The organism is uncultured Pseudosulfitobacter sp., from assembly GCF_963976325.1.
In the GTDB taxonomy this organism is placed as follows: domain Bacteria; phylum Pseudomonadota; class Alphaproteobacteria; order Rhodobacterales; family Rhodobacteraceae; genus Pseudosulfitobacter.
On sequence record NZ_CAXBJW010000001.1, the window covers coordinates 448762 to 471600 of the forward strand.

General features: G+C 63.1%; 21 protein-coding genes. 12 read left to right on the forward strand and 9 right to left on the reverse strand.

Translation table 11 applies throughout. The features are described 5' to 3' along the window. Position 1 precedes the first annotated feature (1 nt). A complete protein-coding gene (locus AAC077_RS02230; protein WP_028956242.1) occupies positions 2-244 on the reverse strand; it encodes a BolA family transcriptional regulator in 243 nt (80 codons plus the stop codon). 161 nt (positions 245-405) lie between these two features. Between AAC077_RS02230 and AAC077_RS02235 the strand changes: the two genes are divergently transcribed. The 6 genes from AAC077_RS02235 to AAC077_RS02260 all read left to right on the forward strand — a co-directional run bounded on the left by AAC077_RS02235 (position 406) and on the right by AAC077_RS02260 (position 8498). Continuing rightward, entirely contained in the window at positions 406-1374 is a 969-nt protein-coding gene (locus AAC077_RS02235; RefSeq protein ID WP_339766315.1) for an XdhC family protein, read from the forward strand. After that, complete coding sequence (locus AAC077_RS02240) at positions 1371-2384, forward strand: molybdopterin-binding protein (RefSeq protein ID WP_339766316.1); 1014 nt, start codon at positions 1371-1373, stop codon at positions 2382-2384. Before AAC077_RS02235 ends, AAC077_RS02240 begins: the two co-directional genes overlap by 4 nt. 105 nt (positions 2385-2489) lie before the next feature. Beyond that, a complete protein-coding gene (locus AAC077_RS02245; protein WP_339766317.1) occupies positions 2490-2975 on the forward strand; it encodes a (2Fe-2S)-binding protein in 486 nt (161 codons plus the stop codon). A 110-nt stretch (positions 2976-3085) separates the two neighbouring features. Further along, complete coding sequence (locus AAC077_RS02250) at positions 3086-5446, forward strand: xanthine dehydrogenase family protein molybdopterin-binding subunit (RefSeq protein WP_339766318.1); 2361 nt, start codon at positions 3086-3088, stop codon at positions 5444-5446. A gap of 102 nt (positions 5447-5548) precedes the next feature. Then, complete coding sequence (locus tag AAC077_RS02255; RefSeq protein ID WP_339766319.1) at positions 5549-6337, forward strand: xanthine dehydrogenase family protein subunit M; 789 nt, start codon at positions 5549-5551, stop codon at positions 6335-6337. Between the two features lie 193 nt (positions 6338-6530). After that, entirely contained in the window at positions 6531-8498 is a 1968-nt protein-coding gene (locus AAC077_RS02260; protein WP_339766320.1) for an OmpA family protein, read from the forward strand. A 250-nt stretch (positions 8499-8748) separates the two neighbouring features. Here the strand turns inward: AAC077_RS02260 and infC are convergent, their stop codons facing one another. Then, the gene (infC, locus tag AAC077_RS02265) at positions 8749-9303 is read right to left on the reverse strand and encodes a translation initiation factor IF-3 (RefSeq protein ID WP_339767919.1); all 555 of its coding nucleotides are present in this window, start codon (positions 9301-9303) and stop codon (positions 8749-8751) included. A gap of 200 nt (positions 9304-9503) precedes the next feature. On the opposite strand from infC, the gene AAC077_RS02270 reads away from it, so the two are divergent. Beyond that, positions 9504-10451 (forward strand): hypothetical protein, encoded by a 948-nt coding sequence (locus tag AAC077_RS02270; RefSeq protein WP_339766321.1) that lies wholly within the window; start codon positions 9504-9506, stop codon positions 10449-10451. Between the two features lie 84 nt (positions 10452-10535). Here the strand turns inward: AAC077_RS02270 and AAC077_RS02275 are convergent, their stop codons facing one another. From AAC077_RS02275 to cysG, 6 genes are all read right to left on the reverse strand, one after another. Continuing rightward, entirely contained in the window at positions 10536-11393 is an 858-nt protein-coding gene (locus AAC077_RS02275; protein ID WP_339766322.1) for a ferredoxin--NADP reductase, read from the reverse strand. A gap of 68 nt (positions 11394-11461) precedes the next feature. Continuing rightward, positions 11462-11884, reverse strand: a complete 423-nt coding sequence (locus AAC077_RS02280) for a DUF934 domain-containing protein (RefSeq protein WP_339766323.1) — start codon at positions 11882-11884, stop codon at positions 11462-11464. Next, positions 11881-12651 (reverse strand): phosphoadenylyl-sulfate reductase, encoded by a 771-nt coding sequence (locus AAC077_RS02285; RefSeq protein WP_339766324.1) that lies wholly within the window; start codon positions 12649-12651, stop codon positions 11881-11883. The genes AAC077_RS02280 and AAC077_RS02285 overlap by 4 nt, the downstream gene beginning before the upstream one ends. A gap of 15 nt (positions 12652-12666) precedes the next feature. Beyond that, positions 12667-14334, reverse strand: a complete 1668-nt coding sequence (locus AAC077_RS02290) for a nitrite/sulfite reductase (RefSeq protein ID WP_339766325.1) — start codon at positions 14332-14334, stop codon at positions 12667-12669. Continuing rightward, positions 14334-14633 (reverse strand): DUF2849 domain-containing protein, encoded by a 300-nt coding sequence (locus AAC077_RS02295; protein WP_339766326.1) that lies wholly within the window; start codon positions 14631-14633, stop codon positions 14334-14336. The genes AAC077_RS02290 and AAC077_RS02295 overlap by 1 nt, the downstream gene beginning before the upstream one ends. After that, complete coding sequence (cysG, locus tag AAC077_RS02300; RefSeq protein WP_339766327.1) at positions 14633-16027, reverse strand: siroheme synthase CysG; 1395 nt, start codon at positions 16025-16027, stop codon at positions 14633-14635. The genes AAC077_RS02295 and cysG overlap by 1 nt, the downstream gene beginning before the upstream one ends. Positions 16028-16173: 146 nt before the next feature. Here cysG and AAC077_RS02305 point away from each other — a divergent pair, with 146 nt between their 5' ends. Continuing rightward, positions 16174-16635, forward strand: coding sequence for an Lrp/AsnC family transcriptional regulator (locus tag AAC077_RS02305; RefSeq protein WP_028956257.1), 462 nt, complete (start codon positions 16174-16176; stop codon positions 16633-16635). Here AAC077_RS02305 and AAC077_RS02310 read toward each other — a convergent pair. Next, a complete protein-coding gene (locus tag AAC077_RS02310) occupies positions 16630-17796 on the reverse strand; it encodes a cytochrome P450 (RefSeq protein WP_339766328.1) in 1167 nt (388 codons plus the stop codon). The two genes, AAC077_RS02305 and AAC077_RS02310, sit on opposite strands and share 6 nt — an antisense overlap. A 60-nt stretch (positions 17797-17856) precedes the next feature. Here AAC077_RS02310 and AAC077_RS02315 point away from each other — a divergent pair, with 60 nt between their 5' ends. The 4 genes from AAC077_RS02315 (at position 17857) to AAC077_RS02330 (ending at position 22839) form a co-directional block, all read left to right on the forward strand. Beyond that, the gene (locus AAC077_RS02315) at positions 17857-19590 is read left to right on the forward strand and encodes an ATP-binding protein (protein WP_339766329.1); all 1734 of its coding nucleotides are present in this window, start codon (positions 17857-17859) and stop codon (positions 19588-19590) included. Further along, positions 19587-20816: a sigma-54 dependent transcriptional regulator gene (locus AAC077_RS02320; RefSeq protein ID WP_339766330.1), complete on the forward strand. Its 1230-nt coding sequence runs from the start codon at positions 19587-19589 to the stop codon at positions 20814-20816. Before AAC077_RS02315 ends, AAC077_RS02320 begins: the two co-directional genes overlap by 4 nt. A 249-nt stretch (positions 20817-21065) precedes the next feature. Then, complete coding sequence (locus AAC077_RS02325; protein WP_339766331.1) at positions 21066-22070, forward strand: DctP family TRAP transporter solute-binding subunit; 1005 nt, start codon at positions 21066-21068, stop codon at positions 22068-22070. A gap of 79 nt (positions 22071-22149) precedes the next feature. Beyond that, a complete protein-coding gene (locus AAC077_RS02330; protein ID WP_339766332.1) occupies positions 22150-22839 on the forward strand; it encodes a TRAP transporter small permease in 690 nt (229 codons plus the stop codon).

Sequence of the window (22839 nt, forward strand, 5' to 3'; positions counted from 1 at the left end):
GCTACTCCGGCGCTTTGGTGGTCAGGGCCAGCGCGTGCAGTTCGCCCTGGCTGCCGTCCATCTTGCCCTTGAGCGCGGCATAGACGGCGCGTTGTTGCTGCACACGGTTCTGGCCTTTGAAAGACGCATCAATCACCTCGGCGGCATAGTGGTTGCCGTCCCCCGCAAGGTCGGTGATCGTGATCTTGGCGTCAGGAAAGGACGACCGGATCAGGTCTTCGATGTCCTTGGCTTGCATGGCCATATGCGGCTCTCCAGTCTGGTCTTGGTGTTCCCACTAGATTTAGGGGCCATAGGGGCACTGTGCAAGCGACTAAGCTTGCGGCGGGTGCGCGTGCTGCTTAGCTTGAGGTCAAATGGGACGTTCGGGCGGCAGATTTGCGGCAAACGTCAGGGAGACTGCACATGGATATCTTTGAAAACGCACCCGAGTTGGCGCTGGAGTGGCACCGCGCAGGGCGCGGGGCGGCGTTGGCCACAGTGGTCGAGACATGGGGCAGCGCGCCGCGGCGCACGGGGGCCATGCTGGTGGTGTCGGGTGACGGCGAGATGATGGGCTCGGTCTCGGGCGGCTGCGTCGAGGGCGCGGTGGTGATGGAGGCGCAGGACGCGCTGGCCGATGGCGCGCCGCGTCTGCTGGAATACGGGGTCAGCGACGGCGACGCCTTTGCCGTGGGGCTGGCCTGTGGTGGCACCATCCGCATTCTGGTGGAACCTGTGGGGGCCGCGCTGAACGTGGACACGTTGAAACAGATCGTGGATGCACGGGCGGCGCGCAGGCAAGTGGCCTATGTGGTCAACACCGCCGATTGGTCGCGGTCGGTGGTGGGCGAGGGGCACGAGAGCCGTTTTGCCATGGACCGCTCGGGGGTCGAGGAGGACGGCAGCACCTTTGTGCACATCCACAACCCGCCCTTGCGTCTGATTGTGGTGGGTGCGGTGCATATCGCGCAAGCCTTGCTGCCGATGGCACGGATTGCAGGATACGACCCGGTGGTGATCGACCCGCGCGGGGCGTTTGGATCGCAAGCGCGCTTTCCCGGCGAAACCATACTGGACGACTGGCCCGACGAGGCGCTGGACAATGTCGGGTTGGACGCGCGCACGGCGCTGGTCCTGCTGACCCATGACCCGAAACTGGACGATCCGGCGCTGCACCGTGCGCTGAACTCAAAGGCGTTCTATATCGGCGCACTGGGGTCGAAACGGACCCATGCGTCGCGTGTGGCCCGTTTGCAGGAGGCAGGCTTTGACGACACGGCCATCGCACGCATCCGTGGCCCTGTTGGTCTGGACATCGGTGCCGCCAGCCCGCCCGAGATTGCCGTGTCGATCCTGGCCCAGATGGTGCAGGCGCTGAGGAAAGGCGCGTGATCTTTGGCGATGTGCCGCTGGAGCAGGCGGAAGGTGCCATTCTTGCCCATTCGATGCCTGCCCTGAAAGACGGCCGGCCGCACCGCATTGCCAAGGGCACGGTGCTGACCGCCGCGCATTTGGCAGAACTGGCTGCCGCAGGCCGTGATCACGTGGTGGTGGCGCGGCTGGGCGACGACGACATCGAGGAAAACGCGGCCGCGCTGGAACTGGCGCAGGCGCTGGTGCCCGATGCCCAGACGCAGGGCCTGCGGATCTCGGGGGCCGGTGCGGGGCGTGTGAACCTTTATGCCACGACGCCCGGCGTCGCGGTGATGGATGTGGCTGCGATCAATGCGCTGAATGCCGTGCATCCGATGATCACGCTGGCCACGGTGCCACAATACCACCGCTGCGACGCGGGTGGCATGGTGGCCACGATCAAGATCATCGCTTACGGCGTGCCGCACGCGGCGCTGGCGCAGGCGGCCACGGCGGGCCGCGCCGCGCTGCACATCGCGCCGCCCCGCTATGCCACGGCCACGCTGATCGAAAGCCAGGTGGGCGGTGCCGCCCCGTCGGCCAAGGGGCGCGATGCGATGGCGGGGCGGTTGGAGCGGTTGGCCATGACCCTGACGCCCCGCGTGATCTGCGACCATACAACCGATGCGCTGGCGTATGAAATTGCACAAGCCCCGGGCGACGTGGTGCTGGTGTTGACAGCCTCGGCCACCTCGGACCCCGAGGATGTCGCCCCGCAGGCGCTGCGCGTGGCGGGCGGGCAGGTGGCAGCCTTTGGGATGCCTGTCGATCCCGGCAATCTGCTGTTTTTCGGGTCCATCAACGACAAACCCGTGATCGGCCTGCCGGGCTGCGCCCGGTCGCCTGCGTTGAACGGGGCCGATTGGGTGCTGGAACGGCTGGTGTGCGGGCTGGCGCTGGACCAGCGCGATATTTCCACCATGGGCGTGGGCGGTTTGCTGAAGGAAATTCCCACGCGCCCGCGCCCGCGCAGCGCACCAAAGTCCTGAGACCGTTCACGCTGTTTTGTCGCGACCCTTCCGAAGATAGCAGTTTTCAAACCGCAGGTTGCGTGCTTAACTTCGGACAATGGAGACGAAATCAGGGAGATCATCATGACACAGGTCAAAATGACCGTGAACGGCAAGGCGGCGTCGGGCGACGTCGAAGGCCGGACGCTGCTGGCGCAATTCCTGCGCGATGCCCAAGGGCTGACTGGCACGCACGTCGGCTGTGACACCAGCCAGTGCGGCGCTTGTGTCGTGCATGTGGATGGCAAGGCAGTGAAATCCTGCACCATGCTGGCGCTGGAAGCCGACGGCGCCGAGGTCAGCACCATTGAAGGTCAGGCCAATGCGGACGGATCGCTGAACGTGATCCAGCAGGCGTTTCAGGACCACCACGGCCTGCAATGCGGGTTCTGCACCCCCGGCATGGTGATGAGTGCGGCGGCGCTGTTGAAGGACAACCCCAAGCCCACCGAGACCGAAGTGCGCGACTATCTGGAGGGGAATATTTGCCGCTGCACGGGATACCACAACATCGTCAAAGCGATCCTTGCGGCATCCGGTCAGGACGTCAGCGCCATCGCTGCGGAATAGACTGTAGGATTATCTGAAATCAATTGGGGGCCAGCCCCCAAACCCCCGGGATACTTTAAGCCAAAAGAACAGGGGGCGCGGGAGACGGTCGCATCTAGGGAGGAATGACTATGCCAAAAGACGGAGGCATCGGCGCCAGCTCAAAACGGCGCGAGGACATCCGGTTTCTGACGGGTGAGGGAAATTATACCGACGATATCAACCTGCACGGACAGGCCCATGTGTTTTTCCTGCGCTCGGACATTGCGCACGGAACCATCAACAAGATCGACACGTCGGCGGCTGAGGGGATGCCGGGTGTTGTGAAAGTCTTTACCGCTGCCGATTTCGAAGGTGTGGGCAGCATTCCCTGCGGTTGGCAGGTCACCGACAAACACGGCGAAGTCATGCAGGAGCCGGCGCATCCGGTTCTGGCCAGCGGCAAGGTGCGTCACGTGGGCGAGCCGATGGCCGCCGTTGTGGCCGAGACGCTGGCGCAGGCCCGCGATGCCGCCGAGGCGATTGAGGTCGACATTTCGGAACTGCCCGCCGTGGTGGATATGAAAGACGCGCTGAAGGCGGATGCGCCCAAGGTGCACGACGATCTGAAAAACAACCTGTGCTATGACTGGGGCTTTGTCGAAGAGAACAAGGCGGCGGTCGAGGAAGCGTTCCAGAAGGCGGCGCATGTCACCACGCTGGAACTGCGCAACAACCGTCTGGTGGCCAACCCGATGGAGCCACGCGTGGCAGTGGGGGATTTTGCCCGTGGCACCGGCGACCATACGCTGTACACCACCAGCCAGAACCCCCATGTCATCCGTCTGTTGATGGGCGCATTCGTGCTGGGCATTCCCGAACACAAGCTGCGGGTCGTGGCCCCGGACGTGGGCGGCGGCTTTGGCACCAAGATCTTCCATTACCAGGAAGAGGCGTTTGTGACCTTTGCGGCCAAGGCGTGCAACCGTCCGGTCAAATGGACGTCCAGCCGGTCCGAGGCGTTCATGTCGGACGCCCATGGCCGCGATCACGTGACCACGATCCAGCTTGCACTGGACGCGGACAACAACTTTACCGCGCTGCGCACGGACACACACGCCAACATGGGCGCGTATCTTAGTACCTTTGCGCCGTCGGTGCCCACGTGGCTGCATGGCACGCTGATGGCGGGGAACTACAAGACGCCGCTGATCTATGTAAACGTCAAGGCGGTGTTCACCAACACCGTGCCGGTTGATGCCTATCGCGGCGCCGGACGGCCCGAGGCGACGTTCCAGCTGGAACGCGTCATCGACAAGGCGGCGATCGAACTGGGCGTGGATGCGATCGAACTGCGCCGCCAGAACTTTATCACCGAGTTCCCCTATGCCACCCCTGTGGCGGTGGAATATGACACCGGCGATTATTTTGCGACGATGGACAAGCTGACCGAGATTGCCGATCTCGCCGGTTTTGAAGCCCGCCGCAAGGAAAGCGAAGCGCGCGGCAAGCTGCGCGGCCTTGGCGTGAACTGCTATATCGAGGCCTGCGGCATCGCGCCCAGCAACCTTGTCGGGCAGTTGGGCGCACGGGCCGGTCTGTTCGAAAGTGCCACGGTGCGGGTCAATGCCACCGGCGGGCTGGTCGTGATGACCGGCAGCCACAGCCACGGGCAAGGCCACGAGACGGCGTTCCCGCAGGTGATCGCGGAAATGATCGGCATTGACGAAAGCATGATCGAGATCGTGCATGGCGACACCGCCAACACGCCGATGGGCATGGGCACCTATGGCTCGCGCTCGATCGCGGTGGGCGGGTCGGCCATGGTGCGCGCGACCGAAAAGATCATCGCCAAGGCCAAGAAGATCGCCAGCCACCTGCTGGAAGCCTCGGAAAGTGACATCGAGTTGAAGGACGGCGCGTTCAGCGTGGCGGGCACCGACAAATCGGTGGCCTGGGGCGACGTGACACTGGCCGCCTATGTGCCGCACAACTATCCGCTGGAGGACATCGAGCCGGGGCTGGAAGAGACGGCGTTTTACGATCCGTCGAACTTTACCTATCCATCCGGCGCCTATGCCTGCGAGGTCGAAGTGGACCGCGACACGGGACAGGTGACCATTGAGCGGTTCGCAGCAGCAGACGACTTTGGCAATATCATCAACCCGATGATCGTGTCGGGTCAGGTGCATGGCGGCATCGCCCAGGGGATCGGGCAGGCGCTGCTGGAAAACTGTGCCTATGACGAAAACGGCCAGTTGCTGAGCGCGTCCTATATGGATTACGCGATGCCGCGCGCCTATGACATGCCGTTCTTCTCGGTCGATCATTCGTGTCAGACGCCCTGCACGCACAACCCGTTGGGCGTGAAGGGCTGCGGCGAGGCGGGGGCCATCGGATCGCCGCCCGCCGTGGTCGGTGCCGTGGTGGATGCGCTGCGGTCGGCTGGTAAGGACGTGACACACGTTGATATGCCGCTGTCGCCCAGCCGTGTCTGGGCCGCGATGCAATAAGCGGTTGGGGCGTTCGGGGGCGCGGCCCCCGGACCCCCGGGATATTTTTGGCCAAAAGAAGCGGCAAGGCCGGTTCATTGGCCGCAGGGAAAGGATGCAAAGATGTACAACTTTGATTTTGTGAAGCCCGCGACGGTGGACGAGGCCGTCAAGGCGCTGGCCGATGACGAGGCGCAGGCGCTGGGGGGTGGTCAGACGCTGATCCCGACGCTGAAACAGCGTTTGGCCAGCCCGTCGAAGCTGGTCAGTCTGACCGGCATTGCCGACATGAAGGGTGTGTCGAAAAGCGGCGACAGTGTTGTGATCGGCGGCGGCACCACGCACCGCACGGTCGCGGAAGAGGCGGCGGGCGCTTATCCCGGGCTGGCCGATCTGGCGGGGCGCATTGGTGATCCTGCGGTGCGCAACCGTGGCACCATCGGCGGGTCGCTGGCCAACAATGACCCGTCCGCCTGCTATCCGGCGGCGGCACTTGGGTCTGGGGCGACGATTGTCACCAACAGCCGCGAGATCGCGGCGGACGACTATTTTCAGGGGATGTTCACGACCGCGCTGGACGAGGGTGAAATCATCACCCAGGTGCGCTTTCCGATCCCGCAAAAATCGGCTTATGCCAAGATCGCTCAGCCTGCGTCGCGGTTCCCGCTGGTCGCTGTGTTTGTGGCCAAATACGCCGATGGTGTGCGTGTGGCGGTGACGGGGGCGTCGAACAACGGCGTGTTCCGCTGGTCCGAGGCCGAGGCGGCGCTGGCGGACAACTTTGCCGCTGATGCGCTGGACGGTTTGTCCGTGCCCAGCGACGACATGATCGGCGACCTGCATGGCACGGCGGCCTATCGTGCCCATTTGGTGGGCGTCATGACAAAGCGCGCCGTGGCTGCGGCCAGCTAACAACCCTTGGGTGAACATAAGCGGGCCCTCGCCGATGGCGGGGGCCTTAGTTGTTTGAAAACCCCCGTTTTTTCCCTCTGATATTGAATAACAATGGCCGACGGCCCCAGCTTTGTCGGGAACGCACAACTGCGGTCCCGCGTTGGAACCGCAGAGCGTGGAATGTTCGAGCGCACAAAGAAAGGTCGAAACAATGAAATCTATTCTGAAACGTACGACAGCTATGGTGTTGTGTACTGCTTTGGTGGTGCCGGTGCCCAGCTATGCCCAGGTCGCTGGACAAGGTGACGCGACGGTCAAGCTGGATGAGAACGGCTTGGCAATTGATGCAGACGCCACGGCGGACGCGGCTGACGAGATTCAGGCCACGGATGACGCGGCGACCAAGGCCGAGAAGAAGGCCCGCAAAGCCGAGCGTAAGGCTGCCAAGGCCGCCGCCGCTGCGGAAGCCGCCACAGCCGAGTCCGAGGCCAAGTTGAAAGCCGAAGCGGATGCCGATGCGGCTGATGCAGAGGCAGCGGTCGCTGCGGCGGATGCCGACGCGAAGGCCAAGGAAGAGCGCGCCGCCCGCAAGGAACAGCAACGTGCCGAGAAGGCCGCGCAAGCCGAAGCAGACGCAAAGGCTGAGGCAGACGCAAAGGCTGAGGCAGATGCCAAGGCAGAAGCGGACGCCAAGGCCGATGCCGATGCCAGGGCTGCAATTCAGGCGCAGGCCGATGCCGACGCCAAGGCCGGAACGGACACTCAATCCGACACGCAAGCAACCCCTGAGCCGGTGATCGAAACCCAAGGCACCGCTGCCACCGATGCCGATCCTGACGAAGTGGCCAAGGCTGAGCGCGCAGCGCGCAAAGCCGAGCAACGCGCCGAGAAGAAAGCCGCAGCCGAAGCTGCTGCGGAGGCCGCGACTGCTGACACGGCAACCGACACAGACACGGCAACCGGCACAAACGCAGACGCCGATCTGGACGCCGAAGCCCTGGCCAAGGCCAAGGAAGAGCGCGCGGCCCGTAAAAAGGCCCAGCGTGAGGCCAAAGCAGCCGAAGAACAGCAGGCTGCGATGACCGAAGAAGAAAAGGCCAAGGAGGCGAGGATTGAAGAACGCCGCGCCGCCCGTCAGGAAGAGCGTCAGGCCGCCCGCAAAGAGGCCCGTGCCGCGCAGCGGGACGCAGAGGCCGAAGAGGTTGAAACCGAAACCGTGACCGAAAACAACAGCCGGTCCAGCGACGAGGATTTCGACACCAAGGCCAACGCGGAAGCCAATATCGAACAAGGTGAAAGCGGTCTGAGCAAGTTTGAAAAAGCTTTGCTGGTCGGACTTGGCGCCGTGGTTGTCGGCAAAGTGCTGAGCAACGGTGACGAGGTTGTGTCGAACTCGGGCGACCGTGTGGTCGTGCGCCGTGACGGTGACCTGCGCGTTCTGAAAAGCGACAACGAACTGCTGCGCCAGCCCGGCTCGGACGTGCGGACAGAACGCTTTAATGACGGCTCGACCCGCACCACGGTCACCCGTCAGGATGGCAGCGAAGTCGTGACGATCTCGTCCGCTGACGGTACGGTCGTCGAACGCTTCCTGCGTCGCACCGACGGGTCCGAGATCACGCTGATCGACGACACCCGCGATGTCGATCCGGTGGCCGTGTCGTTCCTGGAAACCCGCACTGACCGTACCACCAACGTGGCAGATGCCACCGACGTGGCGGCGCTGCGCTCGGCATTGTCGTCGGGGCAGGGCAACACGTCCGGTCGGACATTCTCGCTAAGCCAGGTGCGCGAAATTCGCGCCGTGCGTGAACTGGTGCCGACGATCGAGCTGAACAGTGTTACCTTTGACACCGGTTCAGCCGCCATTCGCGCCTCGCAGGCCGAACAGTTGGCCGATGTGGGTGGCGCCATCGTGGACGCCATCGAAACGGACCCAAGTGCCATTTTCCTGATCGAAGGTCACACGGATGCCGTGGGCAACGATGCCTATAACCTGGCGCTGTCGGACCGTCGTGCGGAAACCGTGGCGCTGGCGCTGACCGAGTATTTCGACGTGCCGCCGGAAAACCTGATCACCCAGGGCTATGGTGAAAGTGCGTTGAAGATCCGCACACAATCGGCCGAGCGGATCAACCGCCGCGCCGCCGTGCGCAATGTGACATCGTTGCTGCGCTAAGCGCGGTCCGATTGAAAACGAAAAAGGGCGCTGCGTAATTGCAGCGCCCTTTTGCATGGAAAGTTCGGGGGTATCAGCCTTTGGAAGCGACAGGGCCGATCAGCATGACCGCTTTATGTTGCAGAGGCTGGTTGGCCTTAGCCCTTGGAGGCAACAGGGCCAGTCAGCATGACCATCTGGCGGCCTTCTCAGAGTCCGGCGCAGCCGGGCGCGTCAGAAGGCCGCTTTATGTTGCAGAGGCTGGTTGGCCTTAGCCCTTGGAAGCGACAGGGCCAATCAGCATGACCATCTGGCGGCCTTCCATCTTCGGAAAGTTTTCGATCTTGCCCACGTCTTTGGTATCTTCGGCAACACGTTCCAGCAGCTCGCGGCCCAGGTTCTGGTGGGCCATCTCGCGGCCACGGAAGCGCAGGGTGATCTTCACCTTGTCGCCATTTTCCAGAAACTTGAACACATTGCGCATCTTGACTTCATAGTCATTGGTATCCGTGTTGGGACGGAACTTGACCTCTTTGATCTCGATGATCTTTTGTTTCTTGCGCGCTTCGCTCTCGCGTTTTTGCTGTTCGTATTTGAACTTGCCGAAATCCATGATCTTGCACACGGGCGGCACAGCATTGGGCGAAATCTCGACCAGATCCAATCCGGCCTCTTCGGCCATGGCCATCGCGCGGGCCGGTGTCACGACACCGACATTCTCGCCCTCGGCGCCGATCAGGCGGATTTCGTTAGAGCGGATTTTTTCGTTGATGCGCGGGCCGGTGTCACGTTGCGGCGGCGCGTTATGTGGTCTGCGAGCGATGATGAACGTCCTTTGATCATTGCAATGTTTTCAAGGTGTCAAACTAGACCCAGCCCTGCCTGCATTCAAGGCGCAAAACGGTCATGAGGGCGGGAAATGACCGAATTTCCCCTTGCGCGGCTGTCAAACAGTGCGCATCTGAGGGTCGAGGGAACCGTGCGGTGAAAGATCGCCGTCGGCAACACTGTTAAGGGGACTGAGTTATGAAAAATCTATTGTGGATCCTTGTGGCCGCTGCCGTGGCACTTGGCGCGTATTTGCTGTGGTCGGGCCGCAGCATTCAAGAGGTGGCAACAGAAGCCGCCGATTCCGTGAATGCACCCGCCGCGCTGGACAGCGCATCCGATGCTGCGGGCACCGCAGCCGAGGTGACCGAAGGTGCCGTTGCTGATGCCGTCGAAGCCGCAAGCGAAGCAGGCGCCGCCGCTGCCGATGCCGCCAAGGACGCGTCCGAAGCCATTGCCGACACCGCATCCGCAGCGGGCGAGGCCGTGGCAGATGCCGTTGAGACCGTATCCGAGGGTGCCAAGGCGACCGCTGACGAGGCCGCACAAGCGACAAGCGACGCCGCCGAGGCGACCGAAGACATGGCATCGGAAACCGCGACCGCAGCCGAGGAAGTTGTGACAGAAACACCTGCGGCCACCGCAGAGACGTCGACCGAAGCAACTGCTGACACCTCGACCGAGGCAGCCGCAACTGCTGACACCTCGACCGAAGCAGCCGCGACTGCTGACACCTCGACCGAGGCAGCCGCGACGGAGGAAACCTCGACCGAGGCAACTGCGGAAACCTCGACCGAAACAACTGCTGACACCTCGACCACAACCGAGGCACCTGCCGACACAACTGCAACCGATGCCAATGACACCACAGCAGCGGTTGCCGCAGGAACAGAAGGCGCGTCTGCATCGGTTGACATGAGCACCGAAGCCGAAACAACAGCCGACGTTCCCGCCGACCCCGCGTCGATGGCCGAACTGCTGACCGTCGATGGTTTCGACTATGATAAGGTCACCGCGATGGTGGAACAGTCCGACCTGGGCGCCGTGCAGAAAAAACTGCTGACCAGCGGTCTGGAAAAGGCCCGCGACAACCCCGAAGCGTTGAAGCTGATGCTGACGCAAATCCGCGAGGCGATGGGCCTGTAAGCTCTGCCTTCAACGGGTGAAACAAGAAAACCGCGCCCTGTTCGGGGCGCGGTTTTTTCATTTCCGGCAATGGGTTAGGGTGGCTTATACGCCGTCGCCCACGAACGCTTTTTCGATCACGTAGTGACCCGGTTCGCTGTTGGCGCCTTCTTTCAGGCCATAGCCTTCCATCAGCGCCTGGATGTCCTTGTTGAACGCCAGCGACCCGCAGACCATCGCGCGGTCTGTCTCGGGCGAGATTGCGGGCACGCCCAGATCGGCAAATACGGTGCGGTCTTCCAGCAGCGTGGTGATGCGGCCCATCTTGGGGCTTTGTTCACGCGTGGTGGTGGGGTAATAGCGGATCTTGGCCAGGTTCTCGGGGCCGATCAGTTCCTGCATCAGCTCATCCGCTTTCAGGTCTTCGATCAGCTTGGCACCATAGGTCAGCTCGGCCACATCACGGCAGGTGTGGGTGATGATGACCTCGTCGTAATCCTCATAGGTTTGCGGTTCGCGCAGCAGCGACGCAAAGGGCGCAAAGCCGGTGCCGGTCGAGAAGAACCACAGCCGTTTGCCGGGAAGCAGCGCGTCATGCACCAGCGTGCCGACCGGTTTGGGGCGCAGGATGATCTCGTCACCGACCTTGATGTGTTGCAGCTTGGATGTCAGCGGGCCGTCCTGCACTTTGATCGAATAAAACTCCAGCTCGTCATCCCAGGCGGGGGACGCGATGGAATAGGCGCGCAACAGCGGTTTTTGCTTGCCGGTTTCGGGGTGCGGGTCGCCCATCAGGCCGATCATCACGAATTCACCCGACCGGAACCGCAGCGACGCGGGCCGCGTCACGCGGAACGAAAACAGACGGTCGGTCCAGTGGGTCACCGATGTGACGGTCTGGGCGTCGGGCAGAGTGGGGGCCTTGACGGCGGCGGCTTGGTTCACGGGTGTTTGCTCGGTCATTTGTTCACATTCACGCACGGATACGCGCGCGCCTTCGTATAACGGGAGGGAGGATCGGGCGAAAGGCGTCAGATGGCCGCGTTGGTCTGGCCGCGCAGACGGGCCTGATAGTCGTGGGCCTGCCAGTCGGCGCGGAACTGCCATTGGTCTTCGGGTTGGCGCGCGGCCAGCGTCTGGCTGATCTCGATCTCGTCGAAACCACAGCGGCGCGCCATCGCGTATTGGTCCGCGATCACATGGCCCCGCGCCCGCAACCGGCCCGTATAGCCGCGCAGACGCAGCAGCCGCGCAATGGTGAACCCGCGCCCGTCATGCGACGACGGAAAATCGACGCGCACCATTTTCAGGCTGGATGACAGCGGGATGTCGGCGGGATTGATGTCGCTGGGCACATCCAGCGCGGTCACGTCATTGGTGGCCTCGCCAAAGGCGGTATAGCCTTGTTCCCATGTGTCGGGGCCAAAGCCTGCGTCGGTCACGATAATGCTCATTGTTGTGCTCCTGTGCGAACCATTTTGCCGTCGACAAAGTGAATGCCGCATTCGTCCTTTTGTGAATTCCGCCACCGTCCGGCGCGGGGGTCTTCGCCTTCGGCCACGGGCGATGTGCACGGCGCACAGCCAATGGACGGATAACCTTGGGCCACCAGCGGGTGACGGGGCAGGCGGTTTTCGGTCATGTATTCGCGCACGTCTTCCGGCGTCCAGCGGGCCAGCGGATTGACCTTGATGCGCGGCCCTGTCGCGGCCTCTTCGACCTCGAAGAAATCCAGTTGGGCGCGCTGGCCCGACTGATAGCGTTTGCGCCCGGTGATCCAGCCGCCGTGTCCGGCCAATGCCTTTTGCAGGGGTCGCGTTTTGCGCAGCGCACAGCAGGCGTCGGTGTCGAACTGGTGCAGGGTGCCATCGGGGTCTTCGATGTGCAGTTCGTGGTCGTCGGCGCGGATGATGCGCAGGTCTTTCAGGCGCAGCCGCTCGGCGACCTCTTGCTGGTAGACCAGCGTTTCGGTGAACAGCATTTCGGTGTCGATGAACAGCACCGGCACCGACGGGTCCACCATCGCCAGCAGGTGCAGCAGCACCACCGATTCCGCGCCAAAGGACGATACAAGGGCCAGGCCCTCGATCTCGTTCACTGCCGCGCGCAGAACATCGGTTGCGCCGTGGTGGCGCAGCCGGTCGTTCAGCTCTGCCGCCTGAAGGTGCAGGTCAGCAGAGACCGGCCCTTCGGGGAGAGTTTCCTTGGCAAGATGAAGCATGGGTTTCACTTTTGCTTACTCGGCCGCGACGGCTTTGGCTTCGGGATAGAGGGCGGCCTTGAAAGGGGCCATGCCAAGGCGGCGATAGGTTTGCAGGAAGGTCTCGGATTTCTCGGTGCGGTGTTCCAGATAGGCATCGACCAGCCGTTCGATGGCGGGCACGATGGCATCGGCAGAGAAGCCGGGGCCAGCGCGTTCGCCAATGGCGGCGGTCTGCGTGTGGTCGCCGCCCAGCGTGATCTGATAGTTTTCCACGCCCGCACGGTCCAGACCCAGAATGCCGATGTGACCGACATGGTGGTGGCCACAGGCGTTGATGCAGCCCGAGATCTTGATCTTCAGCTCGCCGATGTCGTGTTCCAGCTTGATGTCGTCAAAGCGGGTGGCGATTTCCTGTGCGATCGGGATCGAACGGGCGGTGGCCAGCGCGCAATAGTCCATGCCGGGGCAGGCGATGATGTCCGAGATCAGGTTGATGTTGGCCGTGGCCAGCCCGTGCTCTTTCAGCTTGGCGTGGATCGCAGGCAGGTCGGCGCGGTGCACATGCGGCAGGATCACGTTCTGCTCGTGGCTGATGCGCAGCTCGTCATGGCCATACTGGCGGGCCAGATCGGCCATCACGCGCATCTGCTCGGCTGTGGCGTCGCCGGGGGTCGCTCCGTGCGCTTTGAGCGAGATCGACACGATGGAATACCCTTCGGCGCGGTGCGCGGTCAGGTTGGTGTCGGCCCAGGCGCGGAACACCGGATCGTCGTTATAGGCCTGATTGAACGGACCCACGGATTTTTCCACGAAATCAGGGGCTTCGAACTGGGCCTTGATGCGGGCAAAGTGGTCCTGATCGACGCCGGTGAACAGCGGTTTGACCAGCGCGAAACGCTCTTCCACCAGACGGCGGATTTCGTCCAGGCCGACCTCGTGCACGGTGATCTTGATGCGGGCCTTGTATTTGTTGTCGCGGCGGCCGATCTGGTTCCAGACGCTGACGACGCTTTCCAGATAGGGCAGCAGGTCTTCTTCGGGCAGGAAGTCGTGGATGACCTTGCCGATCATCGGCGTGCGGCCCAGACCGCCACCGACCAGAACCTCGTAGCCGATCACACCGTCGCGTTCGACGATGCGCAGGCCGATGTCATGGGCGCGGATCACGGCGCGGTCGTTTTCGGCGCCGGTCACGGCCACCTTGAACTTGCGCGGCATCGACTGGAATTCTGGGTGATCGGTGGACCACTGGCGCACCAGTTCGGCCACGGGGCGCGGGTCGGCAACCTCGTCGGCGGCGGCACCGGCGAAATGGTCTGCGGTCACGTTGCGGATGGTGTTGCCCGAGGTCTGAATCGCGTGCATCTGCACTTCGCCCAGGGCGTCCAGCATATCCGGCACATCCCGCAGTTCGGGCCAGTTGTACTGAATATTCTGGCGTGTGGTGAAGTGGCCGTAACCCTTGTCCCATTTCTCGGCCAGATAGGCCAATTGATCCATCTGGCGGCTGGAGAGCGTGCCATAGGGGATCGCCACGCGCAGCATGTAGGCGTGCAATTGCAGGTACAGCCCGTTCATCAGGCGCAGCGGCTTGAATTCGTCCTCGGTCAGGCTGCCGTCGATACGGCGTTCAACCTGCGCGCGGAACTGGCGGTTGCGCTCGGCGACGAAGGCGGCGTCGAAATCGGTATAGGTATACATCAGTTCAGCTCCGTTTGTTTGCCGTGGGCATAGTTCGAGGGGCCTTTGGCGCGGAAGGCTTCGCGGAAGTGGGCCGGTGCCGGCGCATCGCCCGAGGTGTCCACATCGGCCAGATAGGCCCCGACCACTTCGCCGGTTTGCTGCGCCGCTTCGATCAGGCGCAGGTCGGCGTGCGCCTCGTCGGTCAGCACTTCGGCGTCAACCAACTGGCGGGACCAGCCGTCACGGGTTTGGTAGATCACGTCGCCCGCCAGAAGGTGGTTGGCGGTCACGACTTTGGGGGTGTACGGTTTGGGCATCACAGGGCCTCTTGCAGAATTTGAGCAATGGGTTGGGCGGCAGCCGCGCGCGGGGCGAGGCCATAGAACATCAGGGCGGGGCCGGTCATGTCGGCATCGGTCAGGGTTTGCGGCAGATCGGCCAGCGTGGTGCCGATGATCCGCTGTTCGGGGCGCGATGCGTTTTCGATCACGGTCACGGGCGTGGCGCGGTCGGCGCCGTGCATCATCAGGCGGCCCTGAATGAAGCGCGCGGATTTCTTGCCCATATAGATCGCGGCAACCTCGCCGGGGCGCGCCAGTGCGGCCCAGTCGTGATCGGCAAAGCCTTTCATGTCGTGGCCGGTCAGGAACCGCACCGACGAATTGCGGTTGCGCTTGGTCAGGCTTTGACCGATGGCGGCCACGGCGGCAGAGGCGGATGTGATCCCCGGCACGATGTGCCAGCCGATCTGCGCCTCGGTCACCGCGTCAATCTCTTCGTCCAGACGGCCAAAGACAGTCGCGTCGCCCGATTTCAAACGCACGACCTGCGCACCGGTGCGGGCATGTTCGACGATCAGTGCGTTGATGTCCTCTTGGGTCATCGAGGGGCCAAAGCCCTCTTTGCCGGCGTCCACCATCACCGCCTCGCGGCGGGCCAGTTCCAGAATTTCGGGGCTGATCAGCCGGTCGTGAATCACCACGTCAGCCTCGTCCAGCGCGCGGCGGGCTTTCAGCGTCAGCAGTTCCGGGTCACCGGGGCCTGCGCCGACGAAAGCCACATGGCCTTCGCGGGCATTGCGGGCCAGATGGCTGTGCAGCAGATCATCCAGCGCAGGGCGCACGGCATCCTCACCCGCAGCAATCGCGCGCGGGCCGGAGGTAAAGTAATAGTCACGCCAGAAATCACGACGCGGGCGGCCAAAGGGCAGGGCGTCGGCAGCACCGCGAAACGCCTTGCCGATGCGCGCCAATGTGCCCAGCGTGGTGGGCAGGCGTTCCTCAAGATCGGCCTTGATCGCGCGGGCCAGCACGGGCGCAGCCCCTTCGGTGCCGATGGCCACGGTGACGGGATCGCGGTCGACGATTGCGGGGGTGATGAATTCGCTGTCGTGCAGGTTGTCGACGATGTTGACCAGCGCGCCGTCCGCCTTGGCGATGGCGGCGGTGCGGGCATCCTCGGCCTCGTCCTCGTCGGCTGCGTAAAACAGCGCGGCACCGGCGGTGTCACCGGCGCGCAGGGCGCGGTCGACCAATGTCAGCTTGCCTTGGGTGGCCCATGTCTTGATCTGCGCATCTGCGTCCGCCGCAAAGACAGTGATCGCAGCCTGGGATTTCATCAGCAGGCGCAGCTTGGCCAATGCGGCCTCGCCACCGCCCGAAAGGACGATGCTGCGGCCTGCGGTGGCCAGAAAGATCGGAAAATGGTTCATGGCGCTGCGATCCCGTGCTTCGTTGACTTGACCTTGTATATAGGAAATATTCCCCCTATTGCGCCATATGCCCGCGCAGATAAGGACATACGTTCTATGCCGCAGTGCAGATAGAACGCTCGTACCAAGATGAGAGGAATGCGCGAATGACTGTTCGCATCGACGACACAGACCGGAAGATTTTGGCGGAACTGCAACGCGATGCCAGCCAGTCGCTGGACGATATCGCCAAAGCGGTGGGCAGTTCCAAAACCCCTGTCTGGAACCGGATTCGCAAGCTGCGCGACGGCGGGGTGATCGGCCAGCACACGGTGTTTCTGGACGCCGACGCGCTGGGGTTCGAGGCCTGTTTCTTCGTGCTGATCCGCACGTCAGAGCATGACGCCGACTGGCAGGCCAAGTTTCTCAAGGCGCTGAAGGATCGCGCCGAGGTGCAGGAAGCGCACCGGCTGGCGGGCGACATCGACTATATCCTGAAGGTGCGGGTGAAGAACGCGCGCGCCTATGACGTCTTCTATCAGGCGCTGATTTCCGAGGTGAAGGTGCACAACGTCACCGCGCTGCTGTCGATGGAAGAGATCAAATCGACCACCATGCTGCCGCTATAGGCGCACCATCAGCCGCTCAAGCTTGTGAAAATGAAAGCTGTCGGCATAGCGCGGCGCCTGTGCCTCGTGCAGGTCGGGGCAGGCGTCGAACAGCGCGCTCAGCGCCACCTGCATTTCCAGCCGCGCCAGCGGGGCGCCCACGCAAAAATGCATCCCGCCGCCAAAGGCCAGATGCGGCGTGGTCTTGCGGTCGGGGTCGAACCGTTCGGGGGTCGCATAGACCGCCGGATCGCGTCCCGCAGCACCCAGCATCAACGCCACCTGATCGCCGGGGTACAGCGTCTGGTCGCCCACCTGCACCTGCGCGTAGGCATAGCGCGTGAACATATGCAGCGGCGGGTCATAGCGCAGGACTTCCTCGACCACTTGCGGGGTGATCGCGGGCACGGTGTTTTGCAGCAGGCAGTGCACGGCGTTGCCCAGCGAATGCACCGTCGCCTCGTGGCCCGCGTTCAGCAGCAGCACACAGGTGCCGATCAGGCTGTCGGTGCTCAGCTTCTGGCCGTCTTCCTCGGCGGCGATCAGTTGGGTGATCAGATCGTCGCGCGGATCGTTGCGGCGGGCGTCGATATAGCCGCGCAGGAAATCCGAAAATTCGCGGGCGGCGGTGTTGGCCGCATCCTCGATCGCACGGTCGCGGCCCGCCTGATACATCGCCACCATCGCACCGGACCAGCGCAGCAGGTCGGGGCCCATGTCCTCGGGGACACCCAGCAGGCGGGCGATGACGCGCACCGGCACCTCGGTGCAATAGGCGGGGATCAGGTCAAATTCGGCATCGCGGGGGAATTGGGCGATCAGGTCGGCGCAAATTTCTTCGATGTCGCCTTGCAGCCCCGCAATCCGGCGCGAGGTGAACGCGCGCAGCACCAGCCCGCGCAATTCGGTGTGGCGGGGCGGTTCGTGTTCCAGCATCGAATGCTGCTCGACCGCGTAGAAATCCGTCAGATGGTCGGGCACCGGCATCCGCAAATCGTCCGGTATCTCGCGCCCCAGCCGCTTGTCGCGCAGCAGGCTGTGCACCGTGGCATGGTCAAAGGCGGCCAGCATACCGTAGTCGGACCAGTACAGCACCGGACCCGTGGCACGGGCCGTGTCGTAAAAGCTGTAGGGGTCTTGCACAAAGGCGGGATCAAGCGGGGATTGGTCAAGTGTTATCATAGCGCCAAATGATAGCGTGGCTCTGGTCTTTGCAAGGCTGACGTTGGTAAACTTCGGCGCATGAACACTGATATCCGCAAACGCAACCTGATCGTGCTGGGGTTTGTCGCCGTGGTGGCGCTGGCCGCACTGGGGCTGTGGCGGTCTGGTTATGTGCAGGCGCTGGACCGGTTGCAGCGTCAGGGCGAATCCGATCTGGCGCTGGCGTCGGACCGGTTGACGGCGCAATTGCAGCGCTACCGCGAGCTGGCGGTGTTCATGGCCGAGCATCCTGCCACGCGTGCGGTGCTGGAAGGCGGCGGTGCCGATCCGGCGATGGCGTTGTTTCAGGACGTGGCCGACAAGACCTCGGCACTGGATGTGATGCTGGTGGATTATTCAGGCCGCGTGCGAGCGTCGGCGCACGGGGCCGAGGGGATGGACCTGGGCAACTGGCCCTATGTGCGTCGCGCGATGCAGGGGGCATTGGGCACGGGGCACGGCGTGGGCACCCCGCTTGCGGGGCGGGCCTATTACCACGCGGCGCCGATTTTTGGCAAAACCACGGGGCGGGTGATCGGGGCGGTGATCGTCGCCGCCGACGTCAACGCATTGGAAGCCGACTGGCGCGGCTCGAACCCGGCGGTGTTTCTGACGGATCCGCAGGGCGTGGTCTTTGTCTCCAACCGCTCGGAACTGCTGTTCTGGCAACACGGCGGGCAGCCGACACCGGGCGGACCTGTGTTCACGTACAAGCGCGCCGCAGGCTATGACATCTGGCGCCAGACATGGGACCCGTACTTGCCGCGCATCGGGCTGCACATCCAGCGCCCCCTGCCGGTGATCGGCTTCCAGGGCAATGCGCTGATCGACGTGGCCCCGGCGCAGCGCATCGCGGTGTTGCAGGCGGCGGCTTTTGCCGCGCTGTGTCTGGCTTTTGGTGCGCTGCTGCTGGTGGCGACGGAACGGCGACGCACGCTGTCGCAGGCCAATGCGCTGCTTGAGGCGCGGGTGGCGGAACGCACCGCGGCCCTTGTCGGCACCAACGCGCAACTGCTGCGCGAGGCCGCCGAGCGCGAAGAGGCACAGGCCGCATTGGCCCGTGCGCAGGCCGATCTGGTACAGGCGGGCAAGCTTAGCGCGCTGGGTCAGCTGAGCGCGGGCATCAGCCACGAGCTGAACCAGCCGTTGATGGCGATCGGGTCCTTTGCCGAAAACGGTCTGACCTTCATGGACAAGAATCGCCCCGACCGCGCCCGCGAAAACCTGTCGCGGATCGGTGACATGGCACAGCGCATGGCGCGGATCATCAGCAACCTGCGGGCCTTCGCGCGTCAGGAAAGCTCGCCTTCGGTGCGGGTCGATGTCTGTGCGGTGCTGCGCAGTGCGGTCGAAATCACCGGCCCGCGTCTGCGCGAGGCGAATGTGACGGTGACACTGGACGCGGCCGATACGCCTGTCTGGGTGCGCGGCGGTGACGTGCGGCTGGGCCAGGTGTTTGTAAACCTGATCACCAACGCGGTCGACGCGATGGAGGGCCGCCCCGTGCGTGCCTTGCACATCACCGTGCAGGATGGCGCGCAGCCATCGGTGACCGTGCGCGACACAGGTCCGGGCATTGACGTGCCCGATCAGGTGTTCGATCCGTTCTACACCACCAAAAGCCTGGGGCGCGCCGAGGGCATGGGGCTGGGGCTGTCGATTTCCTATGGCATCGTGCAAAGCTTTGGCGGAGAGATACGCGGCGAAAACACCGGCGAGGGCGCGGCATTCACCGTGCAACTGGTTCCCTGGGAAGAAAGCGAGGCAGCATGAGCAAACGCGTTCTGGTCGTGGATGACGACGCCGCCGTGCGCGATGCGGTGGCGCAGACGCTGGAGTTGGCGGACCTTGATCCGCTGGCCGCCAGTTCCTTTGTCGCGGCCAAGGATCACATCACCGCTGATTTCGACGGGGTGATCCTGTCGGATATGCGGATGCCGGGGCGCGACGGGTTCCATCTGTTGCATTACGCGCTGGCGCAAGATCCCGATTTGCCGGTGATCCTGCTGACCGGGCAGGGCGATATTCCCACGGCAGTAGATGCGATGGCGCAGGGCGCATTCGGTTTTCTGGAAAAACCCTGCGCCCCTGCCGATCTGCTGGCGACTGTGGAACGCGGGCTGAAAACCCGCGCACTGGTGCTGGAAAACCGTCGCCTGCGCGCGCTGGTCCACAGTGGCGATGCGGCCGAGCGGATGCTGTTCGGCCAGTCCGAACTGGCCCACACCCTGCGCGCCCGCGTGCGGCAACTGGCGGCGGTCGAAACGCAGGTGCTGGTGCAGGGCGCGCCGGGCACGGGCGTGTCAAAGGTCGCGGAAGTGGTGCATTTGTGCTCGCCCCGGTCGAAATCGCCCTTTGTGAAACGCGCCAGCGCGGGGCTTGAGCCGGACGCGCTGCGCGAGGCGCTGAACGAGGCCAAGGCCGGCAGCCTGTTCATTGACGAAATCGGCCAATTGCCCGCAGCAACCCAGATGACGCTGGCCAGCGCGCTTGAGGGCGGGCTGGCGTGCCGGTTGATCGCGGGCAGCACGCAGGATTTGCAGGCCGCGGTCGAGGGTGGACTGCTGAACGCCGACCTTTATTACGGGATTGCGATGATGCCTGTGCGCATTCCTTCGCTGTCAGAGCGGCCCGAGGATATTCCGGTGCTGTTCCGCCATTACGTCGAACAAGCCGCCGAGCAGGCGGGGCTGGGCGTGCCGGAAATCAGCTCGGATCATCTGGCGGCGCTGATGGCTCAGGACTGGCCGGGCAACGCCCGGTCGCTGATGAGTGCGGCGATGCGGTTTGTACTGGGGATGCCCGAGGATGTGGCCGAGGCCACCGAACTGGGGCTGAGCGAACAGCTTGCCAGGGTCGAGCGCGCCTTGCTGATCGCGGCACTGGGGCGGCAGAACGGCCACGCCAGCGCTGCGGCCTCGGCGCTGAAGCTGCCGCGCAAGACCTTCTACGACAAGCTGGCCCGCTACGGGATTCGGGCCGAGGATTACCGCCGCTAACTGTGTGCGGTTTTCCGCACAACACGGGTTGGCGGGTGTGCGGATTATCGCACGTCGCTTGAGGATCGGGTTAATCCAATGCTTCAATATATGACTGCAAATATCTGATATTAATAAAATTTATTTGTTCTTTTCTCCAGATCCCTGACAAAGTTGCGGCCCGTCCATCACTGCTGTTCACTCTGTCGTGACGCGCCCCTTGGGAGAGGGTCGTGCAGAAATGCAAAAGCAAACTCTGGGAGGAGTATCATGAAGTTCTTTACAGCCGCAGCCGTGGCCCTGAGCCTGTCCGTTTCCGCCGGTGCCGTACAGGCCGCCTGTGACGACGGCGAAATCGTGATCAAGTTCAGCCACGTCACAAACACCGACAAACACCCCAAAGGCATCGCCGCCTCGCTGCTGGAACAGCGCGTCAACGACGAGATGAACGGCAAGGTGTGCATGGAAGTGTTCCCGAACTCGACGCTTTACAACGACAACCAGGTGCTTGAAGCGATGCTGCAAGGCGACGTGCAGATGGCGGCCCCGTCGCTGTCGAAATTCGAGCAATTCACCAAGCAATTCCGCATCTTCGATTTGCCGTTCATGTTCACCAACATCGACGCGGTTGACCAGTTCCAGAACTCGGAAACCGGTGTGGCGATGAAAGAATCGATGACACGCCGCGGCCTGCTGGGCCTGGGTTTCTGGCACAACGGCATGAAACAGATGTCGGCCAATGTTCCGCTGATCTCGCCCGACGATGCAAACGGCCTGAAATTCCGCGTGCAGAACTCGGACGTGCTCAAGGCGCAGATGGCCGCGATGGGGGCCTCGCCCCAGCCGATGGCGTTTTCCGAAGTTTACGGCGCGCTGCAAACCGGCGTTGTGGACGGTCAGGAGAACAGCTGGTCGAACATCTACGGTCAGAAATTCTTTGAGGTGCAGGACGGTGTGACAGAAACCAACCACGGTGTTCTGGACTACATGGTCGTCACCTCGACCGACTTCTGGGACAGCCTGGACGATGACACGCGCACACAACTGGCGACCATCATCGACGAGGTCACGTCGACGCGGAACGCAGAATCCACCCGTGTGAACGCCGAAGCCAAAGAGGCGATCATCGCGGCCGGTGGCGTGGTGCGCGAACTGACACCGGAACAGCGTCAGGTCTGGGTCGACAAAATGAAACCCGTCTGGGACGAGTTCAAAGCCGACGTGGGCCAAGAGAACATCGACGCAGCGCAGGCGATCAACGCCACAATCAACTAAGCCCGCGCGGGCTTGCGCGCCCGGCCATTCACAGAAAATGGCCGGGCGCAATCTTTCACACATCAGGGGAGGGGCGGGCATGGCACAAAGCTATGAACCCAAAACCACGCTGGGCCGCATCGTCAACGAGCTCGAAGAGACCGTGATCGCGCTGCTGCTGGCGGCTATGACCATCATCACCTTCATCAACGTGGTCTTGCGCTACGGGTTTAACACCGGCCTGATCTGGGGTTTGGAGATGGTGACCTTTCTCTTTGCCTGGCTGGTCCTGTTCGGGGTCAGCTACGCGGTCAAAACCACCTCTCATCTGGGTGTGGACGCAGTGATCAACCTGTTTCCGGTGCCGGTACGGCGTATGATTGCGCTGGTGGCCGCAGCGATCTGCATCTTTTACGCGGTGCTGTTGCTGAAAGGGTCGTGGGACTACTGGGCGAACTTCGCCAACCTGCCGCAAACCACAGGCAGCGTGCTGCCCACCGGTTTCGAAGAGATGAAACGCTCGTCCTATCGCGGCTGGTACGAGGTCATCGACATCCCGTTCCCCGAATGGCTGCGCTGGATCGAGCCGATCATGAACGAGGGCGAGCATTACGAGAAAATACCGCGCTTTATCCCCTATGCGATCCTGCCCTTCGGCATGGCATTGCTGTTGTTCCGGTTCATTCAGGCAGGCGTGCGCATCTGGACCGGTGCAGCTGACAGCCTGATCGTCAGCCACGAGGCCGAAGACGATGTAGAAGCGGTCGCCCACATGAACCGCGAGGATTAA

Bases quoted from the DNA above. Each gene is read 5' to 3' on its own strand.
- AAC077_RS02330 (WP_339766332.1), top strand. From the start codon at position 22,150: ATGGCACAAAGCTATGAACCCAAAACCACGCTGGGCCGCATCGTCAAC.
- AAC077_RS02250 (WP_339766318.1), top strand. From the start codon at position 3,086: ATGCCAAAAGACGGAGGCATCGGCGCCAGCTCAAAACGGCGCGAGGAC.
- AAC077_RS02270 (WP_339766321.1), top strand. From the start codon at position 9,504: ATGAAAAATCTATTGTGGATCCTTGTGGCCGCTGCCGTGGCACTTGGC.
- AAC077_RS02325 (WP_339766331.1), top strand. From the start codon at position 21,066: ATGAAGTTCTTTACAGCCGCAGCCGTGGCCCTGAGCCTGTCCGTTTCC.
- AAC077_RS02295 (WP_339766326.1), bottom strand. From the start codon at position 14,633: ATGCCCAAACCGTACACCCCCAAAGTCGTGACCGCCAACCACCTTCTG.
- cysG (WP_339766327.1), bottom strand. From the start codon at position 16,027: ATGAACCATTTTCCGATCTTTCTGGCCACCGCAGGCCGCAGCATCGTC.
- AAC077_RS02285 (WP_339766324.1), bottom strand. From the start codon at position 12,651: ATGCTTCATCTTGCCAAGGAAACTCTCCCCGAAGGGCCGGTCTCTGCT.
- AAC077_RS02260 (WP_339766320.1), top strand. From the start codon at position 6,531: ATGAAATCTATTCTGAAACGTACGACAGCTATGGTGTTGTGTACTGCT.
- AAC077_RS02290 (WP_339766325.1), bottom strand. From the start codon at position 14,334: ATGTATACCTATACCGATTTCGACGCCGCCTTCGTCGCCGAGCGCAAC.
- AAC077_RS02275 (WP_339766322.1), bottom strand. From the start codon at position 11,393: ATGACCGAGCAAACACCCGTGAACCAAGCCGCCGCCGTCAAGGCCCCC.
- AAC077_RS02235 (WP_339766315.1), top strand. From the start codon at position 406: ATGGATATCTTTGAAAACGCACCCGAGTTGGCGCTGGAGTGGCACCGC.
- AAC077_RS02305 (WP_028956257.1), top strand. From the start codon at position 16,174: ATGACTGTTCGCATCGACGACACAGACCGGAAGATTTTGGCGGAACTG.
- AAC077_RS02245 (WP_339766317.1), top strand. From the start codon at position 2,490: ATGACACAGGTCAAAATGACCGTGAACGGCAAGGCGGCGTCGGGCGAC.
- AAC077_RS02230 (WP_028956242.1), bottom strand. From the start codon at position 244: ATGGCCATGCAAGCCAAGGACATCGAAGACCTGATCCGGTCGTCCTTT.
- AAC077_RS02280 (WP_339766323.1), bottom strand. From the start codon at position 11,884: ATGAGCATTATCGTGACCGACGCAGGCTTTGGCCCCGACACATGGGAA.
- AAC077_RS02320 (WP_339766330.1), top strand. From the start codon at position 19,587: ATGAGCAAACGCGTTCTGGTCGTGGATGACGACGCCGCCGTGCGCGAT.
- AAC077_RS02255 (WP_339766319.1), top strand. From the start codon at position 5,549: ATGTACAACTTTGATTTTGTGAAGCCCGCGACGGTGGACGAGGCCGTC.
- AAC077_RS02315 (WP_339766329.1), top strand. From the start codon at position 17,857: ATGAACACTGATATCCGCAAACGCAACCTGATCGTGCTGGGGTTTGTC.
- AAC077_RS02310 (WP_339766328.1), bottom strand. From the start codon at position 17,796: ATGATAACACTTGACCAATCCCCGCTTGATCCCGCCTTTGTGCAAGAC.